The sequence below is a fragment of the Kitasatospora sp. NPDC056783 genome (assembly GCF_042789895.1).
Taxonomy (GTDB): Bacteria; Actinomycetota; Actinomycetes; order Streptomycetales; family Streptomycetaceae; genus Kitasatospora.
Map to the genome: position 1 here is coordinate 1 of NZ_JBHUAF010000015.1, position 18,903 is coordinate 18,903.

Below are 18,903 nucleotides of genomic sequence, written 5' to 3' on the forward strand. Positions count from 1 at the left end.
GTGCCGTCAACAAGGCCCGCGCCACCATGCGCAAGGCCGCCGGCGCCCTCCGCCGCCGCCCGGCCACCACCCCGGCCCGCCCCACCCGCACCGGTCCGGCCCGCCACACCCTCCGCCGCGCGGAACCCACCAACCACCACGACACCACCCGCCCGAAGACCGACCATCCGAAGACCGACCGCCCGAAGACCACTCGCCCCCAACGTCCCAAGTCCCCGGTCGGGCGCGTCCTCACCAAGGCCCGCCAGACCGTCGAGGCCGCCACCACCCGCATCCGCCAGGCCGCCCGCGCCCTCGGCCGTAAACTCCGCGACTCCAAGCTCGGCCGCGCCCTCACCAACGGCGCCCACCGCCTCCGCGACGCCTACCGCCGCCGGCGCGACCACCTCCGCGACTGGTACCGGAAGCACCACCTTCGGCGGAAGCAACAACGGGATGAACGCCGCAAGCGCGAGAACTCCCCGGAGGCGAAGCGGCAGCGGCTCGAACGGATCATCGCGCGCATCCGCCCCAAGCTGGTCCGTCTGCTGCGGCGAGGTGTGGAGGAGCATGCCGACAACAGGGTGCTCCGGGCGCTGCGTGCCTGGTACCGCCTGACGGAACTGGAGAAGGTCGGCAGCCCGGGGTTCGAGGTCGTCGCGACCTTGAACCCCTCCGGTGGGGTGACCGCCGGAGTCACGGTTCAGGGCATCGACAGCCTGAACGGCCCGGACGCCGATCCCCCGCTGCCGAATCCGGAGATCCCGCCGTTCGCCGACAGCGTGCTGGGAGGGAACTTCAAGGCCAAGTTCCTCAACAAGTCGGTCAAGGGCGAGGAGGCCCGCCTGGCCGCGGATCACCAGCCCATCGGTTGGGACCACATCAAAGCTCACAAGCTCAACAACAACAGCAGCAACTACTGGGTTCGCATGCACCTTCTTCCTGACCGGCTCGGAGGTCCCGCCAAGGGCTCCAACCTCGTGCCGGCGTCGGGGCCGAGGGTCAACACCCCGTTCCTCGCGGTGGAGGCGCCCCCGTTCCGGGCGCTGCAATCAGGAAAAACCAAGATGGTCTGGTACAAGGTCCAGGTCGAATTCAACCACGGCGCTTCGGTGCCGGACGGATTCCCGAGCCTGATCGCCGCGGAGTGGGGCGACTACAAGGTCGACCGGGAGAAGCGGCAGTGGGAGGAGGGGCGCGTACGCGGTGCTTTCGCCCGAAGGCCCGACCCGCCGGGCGCGACTCCGGTGCTGCACATAAATTCCGACGATGCCGGCGACATCAGGTATCTGCTCGATGAGACGAGCAATTTCGCCAAGGCCCTCGTTTCCCTCAGGCCGTTCATCGACATGGACGACGTGGAGGCGAGGCTGGCAGCTCGGGAGAGGAACAAGCCGGCGGGACAGATGCGTCTCGACCTCGCGGGCCGGATGAGCAGGATGAGGCAGCTCGTGAAGCAGGGCAAGCTGGTCTTCTAGACCCGGCGGTGGTGGACGAATCAAATCCGGGAGGGAACGGAGTGGACGGTCGGAGTTCGCGTGAGGACCGGCTGGAGCAGCGGATTTGAGGGGCCGGTTCGCGGCGAAGGGAGTGCTATGAACTACCTGGATTCACCGAAGCCGATCCGCTCGGGGCTGGTCATCGTCGATCCGCAGCGGGGAACGCCACAGCGGGTGATCGTGCTGCAGTTCAATCCGGACAGCCTGGAGCGGTCGCTGGCGCCGCAGACGGCGGGGGCGGACAACGCCGGGGACCGGACGGAGGCGCTGCGGCTGAAGGGGCCGGCGGTGGAGACGTGGAAGTTCACCGCGGAGCTGGATGCCACGGATCAGTTGGACGTGGCGGCGCCGGACGGGATTCATCCGCAGTTGGCGACGTTGGAGATGCTGGTGCAACCGTCGAGTGCGCAGATCAGGGTGAATCAGGGGCTGGCGGCGCTCGGGACGTTGGAGATCACGCCGGTCGAGGCGCCGCTGACGTTGTTCACGTGGGGGAGCAAGCGGGTGCTGCCGGTGCGGCTGACCGAACTGTCCGTCACCGAGGAGGCGTTCGACGCGGAGCTGAATCCGATGCGGGCGGCGGTGAGCATCGGGTTGAGGGTGCTGACGGTGAGCGACCTGCCGACCGGCCACCGTGGGGCCGAGCTGTACCTGGCGCATCTGGCGCAGAAGGAGCGGCTGGTCGGCGGCGCGGTGGGCGGTCGGCTGAGCACGCTGGGACTGGGCGGGGGAGTCTGAGAGATGAGCATTGACAGTGCGTCGGGCGCGATGCCCGCTCCGTCGAGGTATCCGCGGACCAGTCGGTACCACGGTGTGCCGTCGGCGGTGAGGACGGAGGCCGATGGGCGGGAAATCCCCTACCTGAGGCGGAGGCTGCTGCCCGGGACGGACGGGCTGACCCCGGCGGCGGAGCACACCGTCAGCGCCGGCGACCGCCTGGACGTGCTCGCGTACCGCTACCTCGGCAGCGCCGACCCCTGGTGGCGGATCGCCGACGCCAATCCGGCGGTGGACCCGCGGGAGCTGACCGCGACGCCGGGCCGCAGGATCACCATCGCGCTGCCGGGGGTGACGAATGGCTGACGCCTCGTCGGTCGGGCCGATCCACCTCACGCTGATGATGGGCCCGCGGATACCGGTGCCGGTACCGCAGCCGGTCACCGACGCCCTGCTGTCGGTGCAGGTGACGGTCGCGTCGGGGCAGCGCAGCGGGTTCCAGCTGGCGTTCGACCTGTCGAAGCGGGGGCTGATCAACACGACGCTGCTGCCGGGCGGGTTCTTCGACCCCAAGGCCAGGGTCGTGCTGATGGTGACGGTCTCCGGGACGCCGACCGTCCTGATGGACGGCGTGATCATCCGCCAGGAGGCCGGCATCAGCAACCAGCCCGGCCAGTCCACGCTGACGGTCACCGGTGAGGACCTGACCGTGTTGATGGACCTGGAGGAGCAGGCCGGTGTCCCGTTCCCCGCGATGTCCCCGGCGGCCCGGGTGGCCGCGATCATCGGGAAGTACGCCCAGTACGGCATCGTGCCGCTCGTCATCCCCGAGCTGGTGCCGCAGACGCCGATGCCCACTCAGCGGATCGACTTCCAGAAGGGCACCGACCTCGCGTACGTCAACGAGCTCGCCAAGGCGAACGGCTACGTGTTCTACCTCGACCCGGGCCCGGCGCCCGGAACGAGCCGGGCGTACTGGGGGCCGGAGAACCGGCTGGGTGCGCCGCAGCCCGCGCTGAACGTGAACATGGACGCGCTGTCCAATGTCGACCAGCTCACCTTCGCCTTCGACGGCACCGCCCGCGAGGAGCCGGAGGCGCGCGTCCAGCTTCCGGCGACGCGGGTGTCGGCGATTCTGCCCGTGCCCGAAGTGAGCGTCCTGCAGCCGCCGCTGGCGCTCCGGCCGGCGCCCGCGCTGAAGAAGAAGGTCATCGCCGACACCGCGAAGAAGGACACCGGGCAGGCGCTCGCCGAGATCATCGCCAAGGCGATCCAGTCCTCGGACGCCGTCTCCGGCTCCGGCCAGCTGGACGTGGTGCGGTACGGCCATGTGCTGCGCCCGCGCGAGCTCGTGGGCGTCCGGGGGGCCGGAATCACCTACGACGGCCTGTACTTCGTCAAGAGCGTCACCCACAACCTCAAACCCGGCGCGTACACCCAGAACTTCACCCTCGCCCGCGAGGGCCTGATCGCCCTCGAACCGGTAGTCGTCCCGTGACGTGACAGAACGCACCGCAGGAGTGCCCGCATGGCTGAACCGACCCAGTTCCTCGGCAAGTACCGGGGCACCGTGGTGAACAACGTCGACCCGATGGGGATCGGCCGGATCCAGGCCCAGGTGCCCGACGTCCTGGGCGACAACACCTCGTCCTGGGCCCTGCCCTGCTTCCCGGTGGCCGGTTCGGGCATGGGGCACTACGCCGTACCGCCGGTCGGGGCCGGCGTATGGGTGGAGTTCGAGCAGGGCGACCGCAGCTACCCGATCTGGACGGGGTGCTGGTACGGGGTGGCGAGCGAGCTCCCGGTGGAGGCCGGCAGCGGGCCGCCCGGCATCCCCAACCACGTGCTGGAGACCACCGGGCGGCGGGTGATCGTGCTCTCCGACGACCCGGCCACCGGGATCACGCTCAAGGTGCCGAGCGGCGCGTCGATCGTGATCAACGACGCCGGGATCCAGATCGGCAACGGCCATGGAGCGTCGATCTCGCTCACCGGCAACACCGTGACCATCAACGACGGCGCGCTGAGCGTGACCTGACGCGGGGAGCGAGCGATGCCCGGAAGTCTCTTGCATGTCAACGCGACCGTGAGCTGTCCGCACGGCGCGCCGGCCACGGCCCAGCCCACGCAGTCACGGGTCCTGGTCTCCGGTCAGGCCGTCACCGGTACGGCCGACCTCCACACCGTCACCGGCTGCCCGTTCACCGTGGGCACCAAGCCGCAGCCGTGCACCACGATCCGCTGGGTGACGCCCGCGGCCCGGGTCCGGCTGAACGGCTCGCCGGTGCTGCTGCGGTCCTCCGTGGGGATCTGCCAGAGCGCCGAGCAGATCCCGCAGGGGCCGCCGGTGGTGTCCGTCGTCCAGCAGCGCGTGATGGGGGAATGAGGGGAATGAACAGCCGCACCGACCTGGCCTTCCCGTTCCGGATCGACCGGCGCGGCCGGACCGCCGACGCCGGCTACGACGACCACGTCCGGGACATGATCGAGCAGTTGCTGTTCACCAGCCCCGGCGAACGCGTGATGCGGCCGGACTTCGGCTGCGGGCTGCTCGATCTGGTCTTCGCCCCGAACAGCCCCGAGCTCGCCGCCGCGCTGCGGCTCTCCGTCCAGGCGGCCCTCCAGCGCTGGCTGGGGGACGTGATCGAGGTCGCGGCGCTCGATGTGGTGAGCGAGGACAACGTGGTGCGGGTGGAGCTGTCCTACCTGGTCAAGCCGACCGGTACGCGGCGCGACGACGTCTTCGAAGGCCGGGTGCGGCATGACGACCGGTACTGACGACCAGAGCTGCGGCACCGACCCGCGCCGCGGGGACGTCCGCAAGGCCCGGCTGTTCGGCCTGGACGGTGCCGAGGTGGACGACGACGGGCCCACCCTCACCGTCACCTTCCTCGGGCGCGCGCCGCGTGAGCTCGGGCCGGAGAACATCCGGATCGAGGGAGGCCGTCGGATCACCGGTGTCCGGGCCGTCGAGGTGGAGATCGAGCGCTCCGACGACCCGGAGCTGGACGACCGGATGCACGTCGTGCTCGACCGCACCGGCGACACCTCGCGCTACCGGCTGTCCGTGGTCCGGGCCGACGCCTACGGCAGGCCCGGAACCCGCCCGTACCCGGGCTTCGACCCCCGGTACTCGCACACCGGGTTCTCGTTCGGGGCCGACTGCCCCAGCCCGTACGACTGCCGGCCGGACGACGGGGCACCGCCCGCCTTCCGGCCCGCGCCGGTCATCGACTACACCGCGCGTGACTACGACAGCCTGCGCCGCCTGGTGCTGGACCGGATGAGCCTGACCACGCCCGACCGGGTCGAGCAGCACGTGCCCGACCTCGGCATCACCCTGGTCGAGCTGCTCGCGTACACCGCCGACCAACTGAGCTACCAGCAGGACGCGGTGGCCACCGAGGCGTATCTGGACACCGCCCGCAGCCGGGTCTCCGTACGCCGGCACGTGCGGCTGATCGACTACCCGATGCACGAGGGCTGCAACGCCCGGGCCTTCGTCGCGGTCGAGACCGAGCAGCGACTCACCATCCCGCACGGCACGTTCCGCTTCGCCGCCGTCGACGTCAGCCGGCTCGGCCCGCAGGAGCGCCCGGAGCTCGGCACGGTCCTGCCGGACGAGCGGCTGGACGCGCTCACCCACCTCGCGCCGGTCGAGGTCTTCGAACCGCTCGGCGGCGGTGACCTCACCCTGCACCCGGCGCACAACACCATCCGGTTCTGGACCTGGGGGGAGCAGGACTGCGTCCTGCCCAAGGGGGCCACCTCGGCCACCCTGCGGGACGGTCGGCGGGACGGTGAGGGAGACCGGGCCCGTCATCTCGCGCTCGGGCCCGGTGACCTGCTGATCATCGAGGAGGCGCTCGGCCCGCGCACCGGCGCCCCCGCCGACGCGGACCCCGCGCACCGGCAGGCCGTCCGCCTCACCTCCGTCACCCACCTGGTGGACGAGCTGTACGACCAGCCGGTGGTCGAGGTCGGCTGGGCGCAGGAGGACGCGCTCACCTTCGCGCTCTGCCTCGCCACCCACGGCGGCCCCGACTGCGGGCCGATCTCCGACGTCGGCGTCGCGCGTGGCAATGTCGTGCCGGTCGACCACGGCCGCTCGCTCACCTTCTGCGCCGGCGCACCCGAGGGCTTCGCGGTGCCGCCCGCGCCGGTGGTCGTCGCGCCCTGCGGCCCCGCCGGCCGCGGCTGCGGCTGTGCGGACGACGCGACCGGCAGCCCTTCGGCCGAGGCGATCCACAGCCTGCTCGACCGGACCCGGTCGGGCCGGACGCTCACTCCGGACCAGGTCCGTGAACTCGGCTCACTGGTGGGCGGACCGGCCGTCACGCGGGCCGGGATCGGGCTGCGGCTCCGCCCGGACGACCCGACCCAGGAAGAGGTGCGGCCGCCCACCGCCGACGCCCAGGCGGCCGCACTGCTGACCCTGCTCGGCCAGACCGGCTATCCGCTGCTGCCCGCGCGGCCCTTCCGCCCGCGACTGCGCCACGGCCCGGTCACCCAGGCGACGGCGTACCCCGACCCGGCACACGTCTGCGCCGCGCAGGCCGAGCTGCTGGCCGGGATTCCGGAGCGGGTACGGGCGCGCCTGGAGGAGCTGTGGCACCGGGCGAAGGACGGCGAGCCGGTCACCCGCGCCGAAGTCGCCGAACTCACGCTGCTGTTCGGAGCGCAGCCGCTCGCGGACCTGGCCGGGCGTCCCGCCGCCGTACTGCGCGAGCTGCTGGCCCGGCGTACCCGTCTGCTGGCCGGGAAACTGCGCCGGATCGAGGTGCTCACGGCGCGCGCCCGCGCCGGTGCGGTGCTCGGCCCGGCCACCGTGTGGGAGGTGGCCCAGAGCTGGGGCGCCCGGTACGCCACCGGGCTCGCCGCCGACTCGCCCGCGCTGGCCGGACCGGCGGCCGCGCTCGGCGGGCAGGACCCGCGCTCCGCGCTGCCCGCCGTCCGGGCCGTCCTCGGAGAGGACGACTGGACGCCCCGACGGGACCTGCTCGACAGCGGCGGGCGGGACCACCACTTCGTCGGCGAGCCGACGGACGACGGCCGGCTGGCGCTGCGCTTCGGCGACGGCCGGCACGGCGCCGCGCCCGAGCCGGGCGGCCGACTGGAGGTCGGCTACCGGATCGGCGGCGGAACGGCCGGGAACGTCGGCGCCGAAGCCATCAACCACCTGGTGATCTGCCGCGGCCGGCCGGCGCGCGGCGGCAGGCGGAACGAGCCGCGGCCGGAGACGGCGGTGGTCCGGGTGCGCAACCCGCTGGCCGCCGGCGGCGGCACCGAGCCCGAGCCGCTGGAGCAGGTCCGCCGGCTCGCGCCGCTCGCACTGCACCGCACCCGGCTGCGCGCGGTGACCGCCGAGGACTACGCCGAGCTGGCCGCCCGGCTCCCGGGCGTCCGCCGCGCCGCCGCCGAACCACGCTGGAGCGGCAGCGGCCGGGAGATCCACGTCGCCGTCGAGCCGTACGGCGACGCGGTGCCGAGTGCCGGACTGCTCACCGCGGTCGGGAACGCGCTGGAGCGGTACCGCCGGATCGGCCATGACCTGGTGGTCCGCCCGGCACTGCTCGTCCCGCTCGACGTCGAGCTGCGGGTGTGCGCCGCGCCCGGGTACCAACGCGGCCATGTGCTGGCCGAGTTGCGCCGGGAGCTGGGCAACCGCGCGCTGCCGGACGGCCGGCTCGGCTTCTTCCACCCGGACGCGCTCGACTTCGGCGAACCGGTACGGGTCTCCCGGCTGGTCGCCACCGCGGCGGCCGTGCCCGGTGTGCTGAGCGTCGAGGTCACCCGGCTGCGGCGGCGGTTCCGCCGCGAGGACGGCGAGCTCACGGCCGGGCTGCTCCGGCTCGGCGCGCTGGAGATCGCCGCTTGCGACAACGACCCCGACCGGCCGGAGAACGGCCGGCTCTCGATCGTGATCGGAGGTGGCCGGTGAGCGGCCAGCGCGGATACGGCTGCGGAGACCCGGGGGCCGTCACCCCCGCCACGGTGTTCAACCCGCCCGGACTGGACGCCATCGGCTACCGGGTGGGCCGCTACGGGGAGTTCCTCGCCGGCATGCTCGACCGGCTCTCGGGCCCCGCGTACCCGGGGCTGCGCGACCTGACGGTCCGGACCCCGGACGACCCGGCGATCGCCCTGATCGACTCCTGGGCGGTGCTGGCGGACCTGCTGACCTTCTACTCGGAGCGGATCGCCAACGAGGGCTATCTGCGCACCGCCACCGAGGACGGCTCGCTCGCCCTGCTCGGCCGCCTGGTCGGTCACCGGCCCCGGCCCGGCGTCGCGGCGGACACCTACCTCGCGTACACCCTGGACCGCGACCCGCGTGCGGCCGACGACCGGACGACGGTGATCCCGCGCGGCGCGCGCAGCCAGAGCGTGCCCGGGCCGGGGGAGGCCCCGCAGTCCTTCGAGACCGCCGAGGACCTGGCGGCCCGCTGGGCGTGGAACGAACTGGCCGTACGCCGGCGCAGGCCGTACCAGGTCAGCGTGCAGCACCTGCAGAACGGGGACCGCGCACAGCTGTCCGCGGCCGGCACGGCGAACAACCTCAAGCCCGGCGACCAGCTGCTGTTCGTCTTCGACGCGGACTCGAACACCGACCAGGGCCGCCGCCTGCTCAAGCGGGTGCAGGACGTCCGGATCGACCGGGACGCCGACGTCACCGTGATCGGTCTGCCGCCCAGGACCCTGCCGACCCTGAAGGACCTGCGGGACGAGGTGGGCGCGTGGATCACGGCCTCCGAGGGGGCGCCGAACCCCCGCCCCGGAAACAGCAGGATCATCCGGGACCTCGACGACCAGTGGCTCCGGCAACTGCGCGCCGACCTGCCCGGCATCGACAACCCGTCCGACCTCGCCGACAGGCTCGACCCGGTCATCGCCCGAGTCCGGGAGGCGACCGCGCTGGCAGCGCCGTACCCGGCGGTGGCCCAGTGGCTGGACCGGCTGGCCGGGGAGCTGGCCGGTCTGCGGGAGCAGGCACGCGGCCTGGAACCCCCGCAGCCGCGGGAATCCCCGCTCGGCCGAGCGCCGGCCGCCGGCGAGAGCCCCACCGCCGATCCGGCCGTGCGCGGCCTCGGCTCGCTGCTCGCCTCGCTGCGCACCGCGCCCACCCGGCCCCCGCTCAGCGCCCGGGACCTGGACCGCGACCCGCGCCGGATCTTCGGTGCCGGCTCGGACCTCGGCCCGCAGCTGCTCGCCGCCCTGGACCCCAGGCTGCGCGACGGGCTGTACGCCGCCTGGCGGCAGGTCGACCTGACGGCTCCGCTCGCCCTGCGGGACGTGCAGGCGATGCGGGTGGTCGCCACGCCGTTCGGGGCCACCGCGCCGCTGAAGCCGGTGTTCGGGCCCGGGGGCGGGGTGCTCCGGTACGAGGACTACCCGCTCACGGGCAACCGGCTGCTCAGCATGACGATCAGCTTCGACGACACCGGCACCCCGACTCGGGCGGACTTCTCGTACGTCGAGTCGGGCGCGCCGCTGCCGCCGTTGAGCCTGGGCCTGCCGACCAGCGGATCACTACAGGGGTCGCTGGGCGCCGGCACCGTCCAGCTGACCGTCACCGCGCCGCCGACGCCGCCACCGGCCGAGGCCGCCGCGACGGAGGCGGGCGTCGGTGCCACCTTCTCCAGCGACCTGCCCGGGCGCCCGGTGGTCGTCTCCCGCCCCGACTCCCACGACGTGGTCCACATCACGCTCGACGGCGCCACCACGCCGCTGGAAGAGGGCGACAAGCGGACCGTCCAGTCCGGTGAGCTCAGCGTGACCCTCGAGTACCAGCGGGCCACCACCGGCGCGCCACGCGCGGTCGCCGTGACCTTCACCTCGCGGATGCAGCAGGTCCCGAGCACGACCCTGGCGCTGGACGGGGTGTACGAACAGATCGTCCCCGGCGGCTGGGTGGTCATCCAGCGGCCGAACAAGAAGAACGCGCTCAAGCAGGTCATCACCCGGGTCACCAGTGTCCACGTGATCTCCCGGGCGGACTTCGGCATCGCCGCCAAGGTCACCGAACTCAGCCTGCAGATCCCCTGGCTGGACCAGGACGACACCCAGCTCTCCGACATCCGTGCCACCACCGTCTACGCCCGCGGCGAGCCGCTCCGGCTCGCCGACGAAGCGGTCACCGACGACGTCCTCGGCCGGGACATCGAACTCGCCGAGCTCTACGACGGGTTGACCCCCGGACGCTGGGTGGTGATCAGCGGCGAACGCGGCGACATCCCCGGCACCACCGGCGTGCGCGGCACCGAACTCGCCATGATCGCCGGAGTCCGGCAGAGCGTCGACCCGCTGCTGCCCGGCGACACCGTCCACACCACCATCACCCTCAGCGCCGACCTCGCGTACTCCTACCGCCGCGACACCGTACGCATCGCCGGCAACGTGGTGCGCGCCACCCAGGGCGCCACCCGGGACGAGGCGATCGGCAGCGGCGACGCCGGAACGCCCGGCCAGACCTTCACGCTCTGGCAGTCCCCGCTCACCTGGCTCGCCGCCGACACCCCGGAGGGCGCCCGGAGCACCCTGGAGGTACGGGTCGACGGCGTCCGCTGGCACGAGGTCGACAGCCTCGCCGGGCGCGGCCCCGGCGAGCGGGTGTACGTCACCGGCGCCGCCGCCGACGGCCGGACCACCGTCACCTTCGGCGACGGCGTGCACGGCTCGCGGCTGCCCACCGGGCAGGAGAACGTCCGCGCCCGGTACCGGGTGGGCATCGGAGCCGTCGGCAACGTCGGAGCGGGCCGGATCAGCCAGCTGACCAGCCGCCCGCTCGGTGTATCCGCCGTGGTCAACCCGCTCCCGGCCACCGGCGGGGCCGACCCCGACGGACCGGGCCCGGCCCGGCGGAACATCCCGCTCGCCGTCACCGCGCTCGACCGGCTGGTCTCCGTCCCCGACTACGAGGACTTCACCCGGGGCCGGGCGGGCATCGGACGGGCCAGCGCGACGGAACTCTCGGACGGCGAGCGGGAGATCATCCACGTCACGGTCGCCGGAGTGGACGACATCCCGATCGCCGCCGACTCCGACCTGATCCGCACCCTGCGCAAGGCGCTCACCACGTACGGCGATCCGGGCCTGCCGGTGCGGGTCGCCGTGCGTGAGCCGGTGCTGCTGGTGATCGCCGCGAGCGTCAAGGTCGCCCCGGACCACTCCTGGGAGCTGGTCGAGCCGACGCTGCGCGACGCGCTGCTCGCCCGGCTCGGCTACCCGGGGCGCCAACTCGGCCAGCCCGCCCACCTGTCCGAGCTGCTCGCCACCGCGCAGGCGGTGCCCGGGGTGGACTACCTGGAGGTGGACACCTTCACCGGCGTGCCGAGCTCGCTCACCCCGGCCGGGCTGGAGCACCTCGTCGACGGGCTCGCCCGGCCCCAGTCGGTGGTCCGGGCCGAGCTCGCCCGCTTCCAAGAGCAGCGCTACCGGGTACGGGAGGACGAGACGCTCACCGAGATCGCCGCCCTGAACGGCATCTCGATCGCGGACCTGCTGCGCCTCAACCCCGACATCACCGACACCGGGCCGCTGCGCCCCGGCCGCGTCATCACGGTGTTCCGGGGCATCCTGCCCGCGCAACTCGCGATGCTCTCACCCGACTTGCCCGACACCCTGATTCTCAAGGAGGTCCGCGGATGACCACCCGCGAGCCCGACGGTCTGTGGGACCTGCTGCCGCAGTGGCACCGGCTGCGCGACGCCGAGGCGGGCGAACCCCTGCGGGCGCTGCTCGCGGTCATCGGCGAACAGGTCGACGTCGTCCGGGCCGGGATCGACCAGGGCTACCAGGACTGGTTCATCGAGACCGCCGCCGACTGGGCCGTCGCCTACCTCGGTGACCTGGTCGGCTACCGGATCCTGCCCGGGTACGAGGAGGTCCTCTCCACCGGCCTGTCGGGTGCGGGCGGCAGCGCCGTGGACGCCGCCGCCCGCGAGCGGCTGGCCGCCCGGCTCGCCCCGCGCCGCGATGTCGCCAACACCGTGGCCAACCGCCGCCGCAAGGGCGGTTTCGCGCTGCTGGAGGAGCTCGCCGCCTCCGTCGCCGACTGGCCGGCCCGGGCCGTGGAGTTCAACCGGCTGCTCGGCTCCACCCAGCCGGTCCGGCTGTTCCGCGCGGACGAGGCCGCGGCCGACCGGCAGCGACTCGGCCGAGGACGACTGGTGGACCTCCGCGCGGGCGGCGAACTCGATCTGCTGGGCGGCCCGTTCGACCGGCTGGCGCACACCGTGGACGTCCGCCGCGCCGCCTCCGCCCGCCGCCAGGGCGGCTACACCCCGGCCGGACTCGGCCTGTACGTCTGGCGGCTGAAGCCGTACTCCGTCACCCGGGCGCCCGCCTACTGCGTCGACCGGGCGCGCAACCTGTTCACCTTCTCGATCCTCGGCAACGACGCCCAACTGTTCACCAAGCCCGAGCCGGAGGCCGGCACCACCCACCCGGCCGCCATCGACGACGTCCCCGCGCCGATCCGCCGCAGGCAGCTGGCGGACCGGTTCGCCGACTACTACGGCCCGGGCAAGAGCTTCGCCGTCTGGCGGGACGGCGACGACGAGCCGATCCCGCCCGCCGACATCGTGGTGGCCGACCTGACGCACTGGCGCTACCGGCCCAAGCGCGGCCGGGTCGCGGTCGACCCGGTGCTCGGCCGGATCGCCTTCGGCGCCCGCTCCGCGCCGCGCCGGGGCGTGTGGGTCGGTTACCACTACGCCTTCAGCGACGACACCGGCGGCGGCGAGTACCCGCGCCGGCGGCCCCGGACGCCGAAGGTGTACCAGGTCGGCCCGGGCAAGCCGGACGAGCGGATCACGGAGGCGTACCAGCGCTGGCGGGCGGACCGGGAGAGCGGCCGAGCGGACGGCGAGGCCGTCATCGAGATCACCCACAGCGGCGCCTACCAGGAGCAGCTGGACTTCGACCTGGAGCCCGGCGACCGGCTGGAACTGCGCGCCGCCGAGGGCACCCGTCCGGTGATCCGGCTGCTCGACTGGTACAGCAACCGGCCCGACGCCCTGAACGTGCGCGGCATCGAGGGCGAGGGCCCCGGCGGCCGGCTGGTGCTGGACGGCCTGCTGATCACCGGACGCGGCGTCAACGTCACCGGCCCGCTCGCCGCCCTCACCATCCGGCACTGCACGCTGGTGCCCGGCTGGTCGCTGGAACCGCACTGCGAACCGCACTCGCCGCAGGAGCCCAGCCTGGTGCTGGACCACACCACCGCCTGCGTGCGGATCGAGCGCAGCATCCTGGGCACGATCCGGGTGGTGGGCGACGAAGCCGACGACGACCCGCCGCGGATCCACCTCGCGGACAGCGTCCTGGACGCCACCGGCTCCGATGTGGAGGCGCTCGCCGGCCCCGACTGCGAGCACGCCTACGCGGTACTGCGCGCCGAACGCTCCACGGTGATCGGCGAGGTGTACGCGCACGCCGTCGAACTCGCCGAGAACTCCGTGTTCACCGGCAAGCTGAGCGTCGCCCGGCGCTCGGCCGGCTGCCTGCGGTTCAGCTACGTCCCGCCGGGCTCGCGCACCCCGCGCCGGTACGAGTGCCAGCCCGACCTGGTCCGCACCGCCGTCACCGAGCGCGCGGAGCGCGGCGAACTGGACCCGGGCCAGGCCGCCGCGCTGCGCGAGGTCGAGGCCCAGCGGGTACGGCCGCACTTCACCAGCGTCCGCTACGGCACCCCCGGCTACGCCCAGCTCGCCGCCGGCTGCGCGTCCGAGATCACCCGGGGCGCGGAGGACCGCGCCGAACTCGGAGCGTTCCACGACCTGTTCCAGCCCCAGCGCCTGGACAGCCTGCGGGCGCGGCTGACCGAATTCACCCCCGCCGGCTCGGACTCCGGAATCTTCCTCGTCTCCTGATGACCTGTCGCAACGACCTGTCGAAAGGCCAGCCATGCACGCAGATCTCTCCCGGGTCACCTTCCGGCCCGGCAAGCACTACTCGGCGGTGCTCGCCCAGCAGGGCCGTGTCCAGCTCGACGCGGACGCCAACGAGCAGGCGGCGATGGAACTGCACCGGATCCGCACGCTCACCAGGGACCTGATCGGCGACCACGGCGGACCCGGCGACGACCTGGGCTTCGCCATCGCCTTCCAGCCGGGCGGCCAGGGGCCGTCGGACCTGACGATCGGCGGTGGCCGCTACTACGTGGACGGCATCCTGCTGGACGCCGACCGGCCGCGGCCCGGCGTCGCCGTCCCGGACGACGGCACGCCGGCCGAACAGACCGTCGGCCCGTCGGAGCACTGGACCTACTGGGACCAGCCGGACGCCTACCGGGACCAGGAGAAGCCGGCCGACCGGCTGCCCGACACGTTCCCCTACACCGTGTACCTGAAGGTCTGGGAGCGCGGCGTCACCGCGGTCGAGGACCCGTCGCTGCGCGAGGTCGCGCTCGGCGCGGCGCTGCCCGACACCGCGGCCCGCACCAAGGTGGTCTGGCAGGTGCTCGCCGCGCGGCACGGCGTCCCGGACGGCGGAACCGAGACCATCCGCCGGGCGTTCGGCGCCTGGGCCGCCGCGCGGCACGCCGGCCCGGGCCTGCTGGCCGCGCGCGCCCAGCGCCCCGAGCGGGCGGACGACCCCTGTCTGACGCACCCGGACGCCGCCTACCGGGGTCCGGAGAACCAGCTGTACCGGGTGGAGATCCACCGGGGCGGCCCGGTGGAGCAGGGCGCCACCTTCAAGTGGTCCCGGGAGAACGGCTCGGTGGTGCTCCCCGTGGCCGCCATCGAGGGCAGCTGGGTCGACCTGACCACCCTCGGCGGCGACGACAAGCTCTCCCTCCAGGTCGGTGACCGGGTCGAGGTCGGCGACAGCGCGTACGTCAGCCGGGGCGAGCCCGGCGAGCTGCCTCGGGTCGAGGAGGTCGACCTGCCGGGCCGCCGGGTGCGGCTCTCGGCGGAGCCGGACGCGGGCGTGGGCCGGCTGGCCGAGCGGCACCCCTTCCTGCGCCGCTGGGACCACCGGGCCACCGGCGCGCGCGGCGGACTCGCCCTGGACCAGGGCGCGCTGTGCATCCGGGAGGGTGCCTGGCTGGACCTGGAGGACGGCGTCCAGGTCTACTTCCAGGCCGGCGGCGACTACCGCCCGGGCGACTACTGGCTCATCCCGGCCCGCACGGTCACCGGGGCGGTCGAGTGGCCGGCCAACCCGGCGGGCGAGCCGCTGCTCCAGGAGCCGGCCGGCGTCACGGTCCACTACGCCCCGCTCGCCTACGTCCGCGGTGCGGACCCGAGCGAACTGGACGACCTGCGCCGCTCCTTCGGACCGCTGTCCGAGCCGGTGCGGTCCGAGTCGGTGCGGTCCGAGTCGGTGCGGTCCGCGCGGGGCGACTGATCAGGGACGGCACTCCCGGATGAACGAGGCGAGCCGGGTCAGCCCTTCGTCGATCCGACAGGGCGTCAGCGAACTGTAGGACAGCCGGATCTGCCGGTCGACCGAAGGGTCGTCGTAGAAGTGGCGCATGGGTGTCCACAGGACTCCGTACCGGCCGGCGGACAGTTCGAGCAGGTCGTCGCTCACGGGGAACGGGACGGTCAGCACCAGGAAGAATCCGCCGGCCGGGGTGTTCCAGGTGATCCCGGTCCCGCCGAAGTGGCGCTCCAGGCCGTCCAGGAGGTGGCGGAGGTTGGTCCGGTAGAGCTCGGCCTCCCGGCGGTTGGCCTCGACCAGGCTGTTGCCGTGCTCCAGCAGCTTTCCGGCGACGACCGCCTGGGAGATCGGCGAGGTGTTGACGGTCACCATGCTCTTGAGCTTGGACAGCTGGTCGGCGAACAGGCCCAGCTCGCCGGATTCCTCCTCCACCAGCTGGTCGGCGACGGCGAAGCCGACGCGTGCCCCGGGCATGGCCGTCTTGGAGAACGAGCCCAGGTAGACCACCCGGCGTCGGGTGTCCATCGACTTGAGGGAGGGGAGCCGCTCGCCCGTGGCGTGGAACAGCCCGTACGGGTTGTCCTCCAGCAGCAGGATGTCCTCCTGCTCGGCGAGTTCGAGGAGGCCTCGCCTGCTGTCCACGTCGAGGTTGAGGCCCGAGGGGTTCGCGAAGTTGGGGACGAGGTAGCAGGCGCGCGGCCGCAGGCCTTCGGCGCGGGCCTGCCGGACGCGGGCGCGGAGGTGTTCGAGGTCCACGCCCGTGGACCCGCTGCGCACCGGAAGGACCGGCATGTCCAGGAGCCGGGCGGCGCCGGTGAGGCCGACGTAGGTCGGCGCCACCGCGAGGACGACGTCGCGCTCGTCCCGCCGCAGGGCCCGCAGCACCAGGAACATCGCCTCCTGGCAGCCGGAGGTGACCACGACGGAGTCCGGGTCGGGGTGGAAGCCCTCGTCGGCTTCCAGGTTCCGGGCGATCAGGTCGTGGATGACACCCTTGGTGCGACCGTACTGGAAGAGCTCCCGGCGGACCTGCGCGGGTGTGTAGCCCCGGTCCGCGACGAGGTGGTGCTCGTAGCTGCGGAGGTGGGTGTGGATCGCCTCCAGGTCGAAGTACTCCTCGATGGGGCGTCCCGGTGCGAACGAGACGGCGTCAGGGAAACGGCCGGCGATCTCGTTGAGGAAGTTCATCGACTCCAGGGCCGGGTCGCCGAGGGAGGAGTGCAGGGACCCCACCCGGAGTCGGTGGGGGGCGGGCTGCGCCGGGACGCTCGTCATGACGGCTGCTCCTAGGTTTCGGGTCACGGGTTCGCCGGGTCGGTGGACCAGGCCCTGCCCGGCCGATCTTGTCGGGCCCGCGACGCCGTGCATCCCGCCTGGACGCACGCCCGAATCGCCCGAGTACACCCAGTACGAGGACGATCCGGGCGCACGCCCTCGGTCGCAGGGGCCATCCTGATCTCGCTCTCTTGGCACGGCCACCCGGTTCGTGGTGGCGGGACGGGACTTCGGCCGGGCCGTGACGCGCGGCGATGCGTGGCTGCGGGTTCGCGCGAGGTGAAGGCTGTGGCGGGCGGGCCGGTCCCCCTCCGGCTGTCGGTGATCAGCCTAGAGCTCGGCCCCCCCTCATGATCAAGTGGTTCGGGTGTGATTCCGATCCGGCACGACCGGCCCGACGCGGTCGCGGCCGTGGCCTGGCGGCGGGAGGCGGCCCGACGCGGCGCGGAGCCCGAGGGGCTGCCGTGGCGCCAGGGGTGGCACTGGTTTCACCATGGATTCGGATACGAGGTTCATGGCACACCCGCGTGGAGGTGTCCTAGGGTCGCACCATGACGATTCCACCCGGGCTGCGGCGTCCGGTACTTCGGGCGCGGCGGGACACCGGCTTCCTGGCCGCCGGTGTCCTGCCGCACCTGATGCCGGCGCCCGTGTGGGTCTGGGGCGTGGCGTTCAGCGCCAAGACGGGGAACTGGCCCTTCGCCCTTCCCGTGTCGGTCGCCCTGATCGTGCTCGGCACGCCGGTTCTGACGGCCGTTCAGCGGGTTCGCCACCGGGTGCTCCTCGGTGTGGGCATCCCGCGTCCGACGCCCGCGCCGGAGCGGTGGTCGTGGGAGGTGGCCGCGCGGTGGCTCTCCTCGACGCGCACCTGGCACCAGGTCGGGTACCACCTCCTCCTGGGCCCCCTCCTGGCCGTGTCGGAGCTGCTGGTGCTCGTGGTGGCGGCCGTGGGTCTGGCGGGCGCCACCGCCTTCGGCTGGGCGTGGGCGCTGCCGGCGGGGGTCCGTCAGGACTGGTTCGGCTACGCGACGCGGCTGCCGTGCTACGCGGTGGGCGGAGTCGTCCTGCTGTGCGCCGTGCCCTGGGTGGCGGGCGCGATGGCCCGGGCCGAGTCGCGGTCGGCGGCGGCACTGCTCGGGCCGAGCCGGGCCCAGCGGCTCCAGGAGCGGGTCGACCGCCTGGCGGAGAGCCGAACCGGCTTGATCGAAGCCGTCGATGCCGAGCGCCGCCGCATCGAGCGCGATCTGCACGACGGCACCCAGCAGCGGCTGGTCTCCCTCGCGGTCAACCTGGGCCTGGCCATGGCCGCGCGCCCCGACATGCCGGGGGAGACCCGCGCGATGATCGCGGAGGCGCACCTGGAGGCGAAGGAGGCGATCTCCGAACTCAACGACAGCGAGAGCGCCGTGGCCAAGCACATCAACAACATCTTCGCCAAGCTCGACCTGCCGGTGGTCGACGCGGACCACCGCCGGGTCCTCGCCGTGCTGCGGTTCCTCGGAGCGTCCCGGACCTGACCGGCGGTTCCCGTCGGACGGATTCGACCGAGTCGGCGGGCTTCCCCGGTCTGCCCCGGTCTGCGCGGACGGCAGTTCGGCGTACTCGGCGCTGTTCTTCAACTCCGGTGCCGCTGCTCGCTCTTCGGGTCTCCAGGCTGGCGGTTGCAGGCTCGGAATTCCTTCCCCGCATGGAGCGTCGACTGTCTTGACATGAACGCGCAACGTGCGCTTAACCTGTCGGGCACTACCCGCTAGTAGTGTCAACCTACAAGCGGGCGGCGGATCGCGCGAGGGCGCCTCTGGCAATGCCGCAGAGGCGCTCCGCGATGCGCTGCACCGAGAGTCGCTCGTGCCACCCCCCTGCGCCGTCAGACTCACACCCGGAGAGCCCATGAGGTCCGCCGCACAGTCGACCACCGCACCGACCGCACTGCTGACCGAACTCGTCATCGGCCTCACGCCCTTCCGCCAGCCGGATGCGGGGCTCGTCGAGGCCGTGTCCCGCGCGGGCGCGCTGGGCGTGCTGGACCTCGGGACGGGGGACC

Annotated in this window: 13 protein-coding genes; 12 read left to right on the plus strand and 1 reads right to left on the minus strand. The window is 73.1% G+C overall.

Features of this window, described 5'->3' with window-relative positions; all coding sequences use genetic code 11:
* The 11 genes from ACFRMQ_RS04530 to ACFRMQ_RS04580 all read left to right on the plus strand — a co-directional run.
* Window positions 1-1,457, plus strand: a 1,457-nt coding sequence (locus tag ACFRMQ_RS04530; RefSeq protein WP_380726837.1) for a hypothetical protein, incomplete at its 5' end; no start/stop codon positions are given.
* A gap of 117 nt (window positions 1,458-1,574) precedes the next feature.
* A complete protein-coding gene (locus ACFRMQ_RS04535) occupies window positions 1,575-2,216 on the plus strand; it encodes a hypothetical protein (protein ID WP_380726839.1) in 642 nt (213 codons plus the stop codon).
* A 3-nt stretch (window positions 2,217-2,219) separates the two neighbouring features.
* Window positions 2,220-2,561: a LysM peptidoglycan-binding domain-containing protein gene (locus ACFRMQ_RS04540; RefSeq protein WP_380726841.1), complete on the plus strand. Its 342-nt coding sequence runs from the start codon at window positions 2,220-2,222 to the stop codon at window positions 2,559-2,561.
* A complete protein-coding gene (locus ACFRMQ_RS04545; protein WP_380726843.1) occupies window positions 2,554-3,693 on the plus strand; it encodes a hypothetical protein in 1,140 nt (379 codons plus the stop codon). The genes ACFRMQ_RS04540 and ACFRMQ_RS04545 overlap by 8 nt, the downstream gene beginning before the upstream one ends.
* A 30-nt stretch (window positions 3,694-3,723) precedes the next feature.
* Window positions 3,724-4,233, plus strand: a complete 510-nt coding sequence (locus tag ACFRMQ_RS04550; RefSeq protein WP_380726845.1) for a phage baseplate assembly protein V — start codon at window positions 3,724-3,726, stop codon at window positions 4,231-4,233.
* Between the two features lie 15 nt (window positions 4,234-4,248).
* Window positions 4,249-4,581, plus strand: coding sequence for a hypothetical protein (locus ACFRMQ_RS04555; RefSeq protein ID WP_380726847.1), 333 nt, complete (start codon window positions 4,249-4,251; stop codon window positions 4,579-4,581).
* Window positions 4,582-4,586: 5 nt separating this feature from the next.
* Complete coding sequence (locus tag ACFRMQ_RS04560; RefSeq protein WP_380726849.1) at window positions 4,587-4,973, plus strand: GPW/gp25 family protein; 387 nt, start codon at window positions 4,587-4,589, stop codon at window positions 4,971-4,973.
* The gene (locus ACFRMQ_RS04565) at window positions 4,957-8,136 is read left to right on the plus strand and encodes a putative baseplate assembly protein (RefSeq protein ID WP_380726851.1); all 3,180 of its coding nucleotides are present in this window, start codon (window positions 4,957-4,959) and stop codon (window positions 8,134-8,136) included. Before ACFRMQ_RS04560 ends, ACFRMQ_RS04565 begins: the two co-directional genes overlap by 17 nt.
* Entirely contained in the window at window positions 8,133-11,843 is a 3,711-nt protein-coding gene (locus ACFRMQ_RS04570; protein ID WP_380726853.1) for a putative baseplate assembly protein, read from the plus strand. The genes ACFRMQ_RS04565 and ACFRMQ_RS04570 overlap by 4 nt, the downstream gene beginning before the upstream one ends.
* Complete coding sequence (locus ACFRMQ_RS04575) at window positions 11,840-14,068, plus strand: hypothetical protein (protein WP_380726855.1); 2,229 nt, start codon at window positions 11,840-11,842, stop codon at window positions 14,066-14,068. The genes ACFRMQ_RS04570 and ACFRMQ_RS04575 overlap by 4 nt, the downstream gene beginning before the upstream one ends.
* A gap of 34 nt (window positions 14,069-14,102) precedes the next feature.
* Complete coding sequence (locus ACFRMQ_RS04580) at window positions 14,103-15,548, plus strand: DUF6519 domain-containing protein (RefSeq protein WP_380726857.1); 1,446 nt, start codon at window positions 14,103-14,105, stop codon at window positions 15,546-15,548.
* Here the strand turns inward: ACFRMQ_RS04580 and ACFRMQ_RS04585 are convergent, their stop codons facing one another.
* The gene (locus ACFRMQ_RS04585) at window positions 15,549-16,859 is read right to left on the minus strand and encodes a PLP-dependent aminotransferase family protein (protein ID WP_380726859.1); all 1,311 of its coding nucleotides are present in this window, start codon (window positions 16,857-16,859) and stop codon (window positions 15,549-15,551) included.
* 551 nt (window positions 16,860-17,410) lie between these two features.
* Between ACFRMQ_RS04585 and ACFRMQ_RS04590 the strand changes: the two genes are divergently transcribed.
* Entirely contained in the window at window positions 17,411-18,376 is a 966-nt protein-coding gene (locus ACFRMQ_RS04590; protein ID WP_380726861.1) for a histidine kinase, read from the plus strand.
* The last annotated feature ends 527 nt before the right edge of the window (window positions 18,377-18,903 follow it).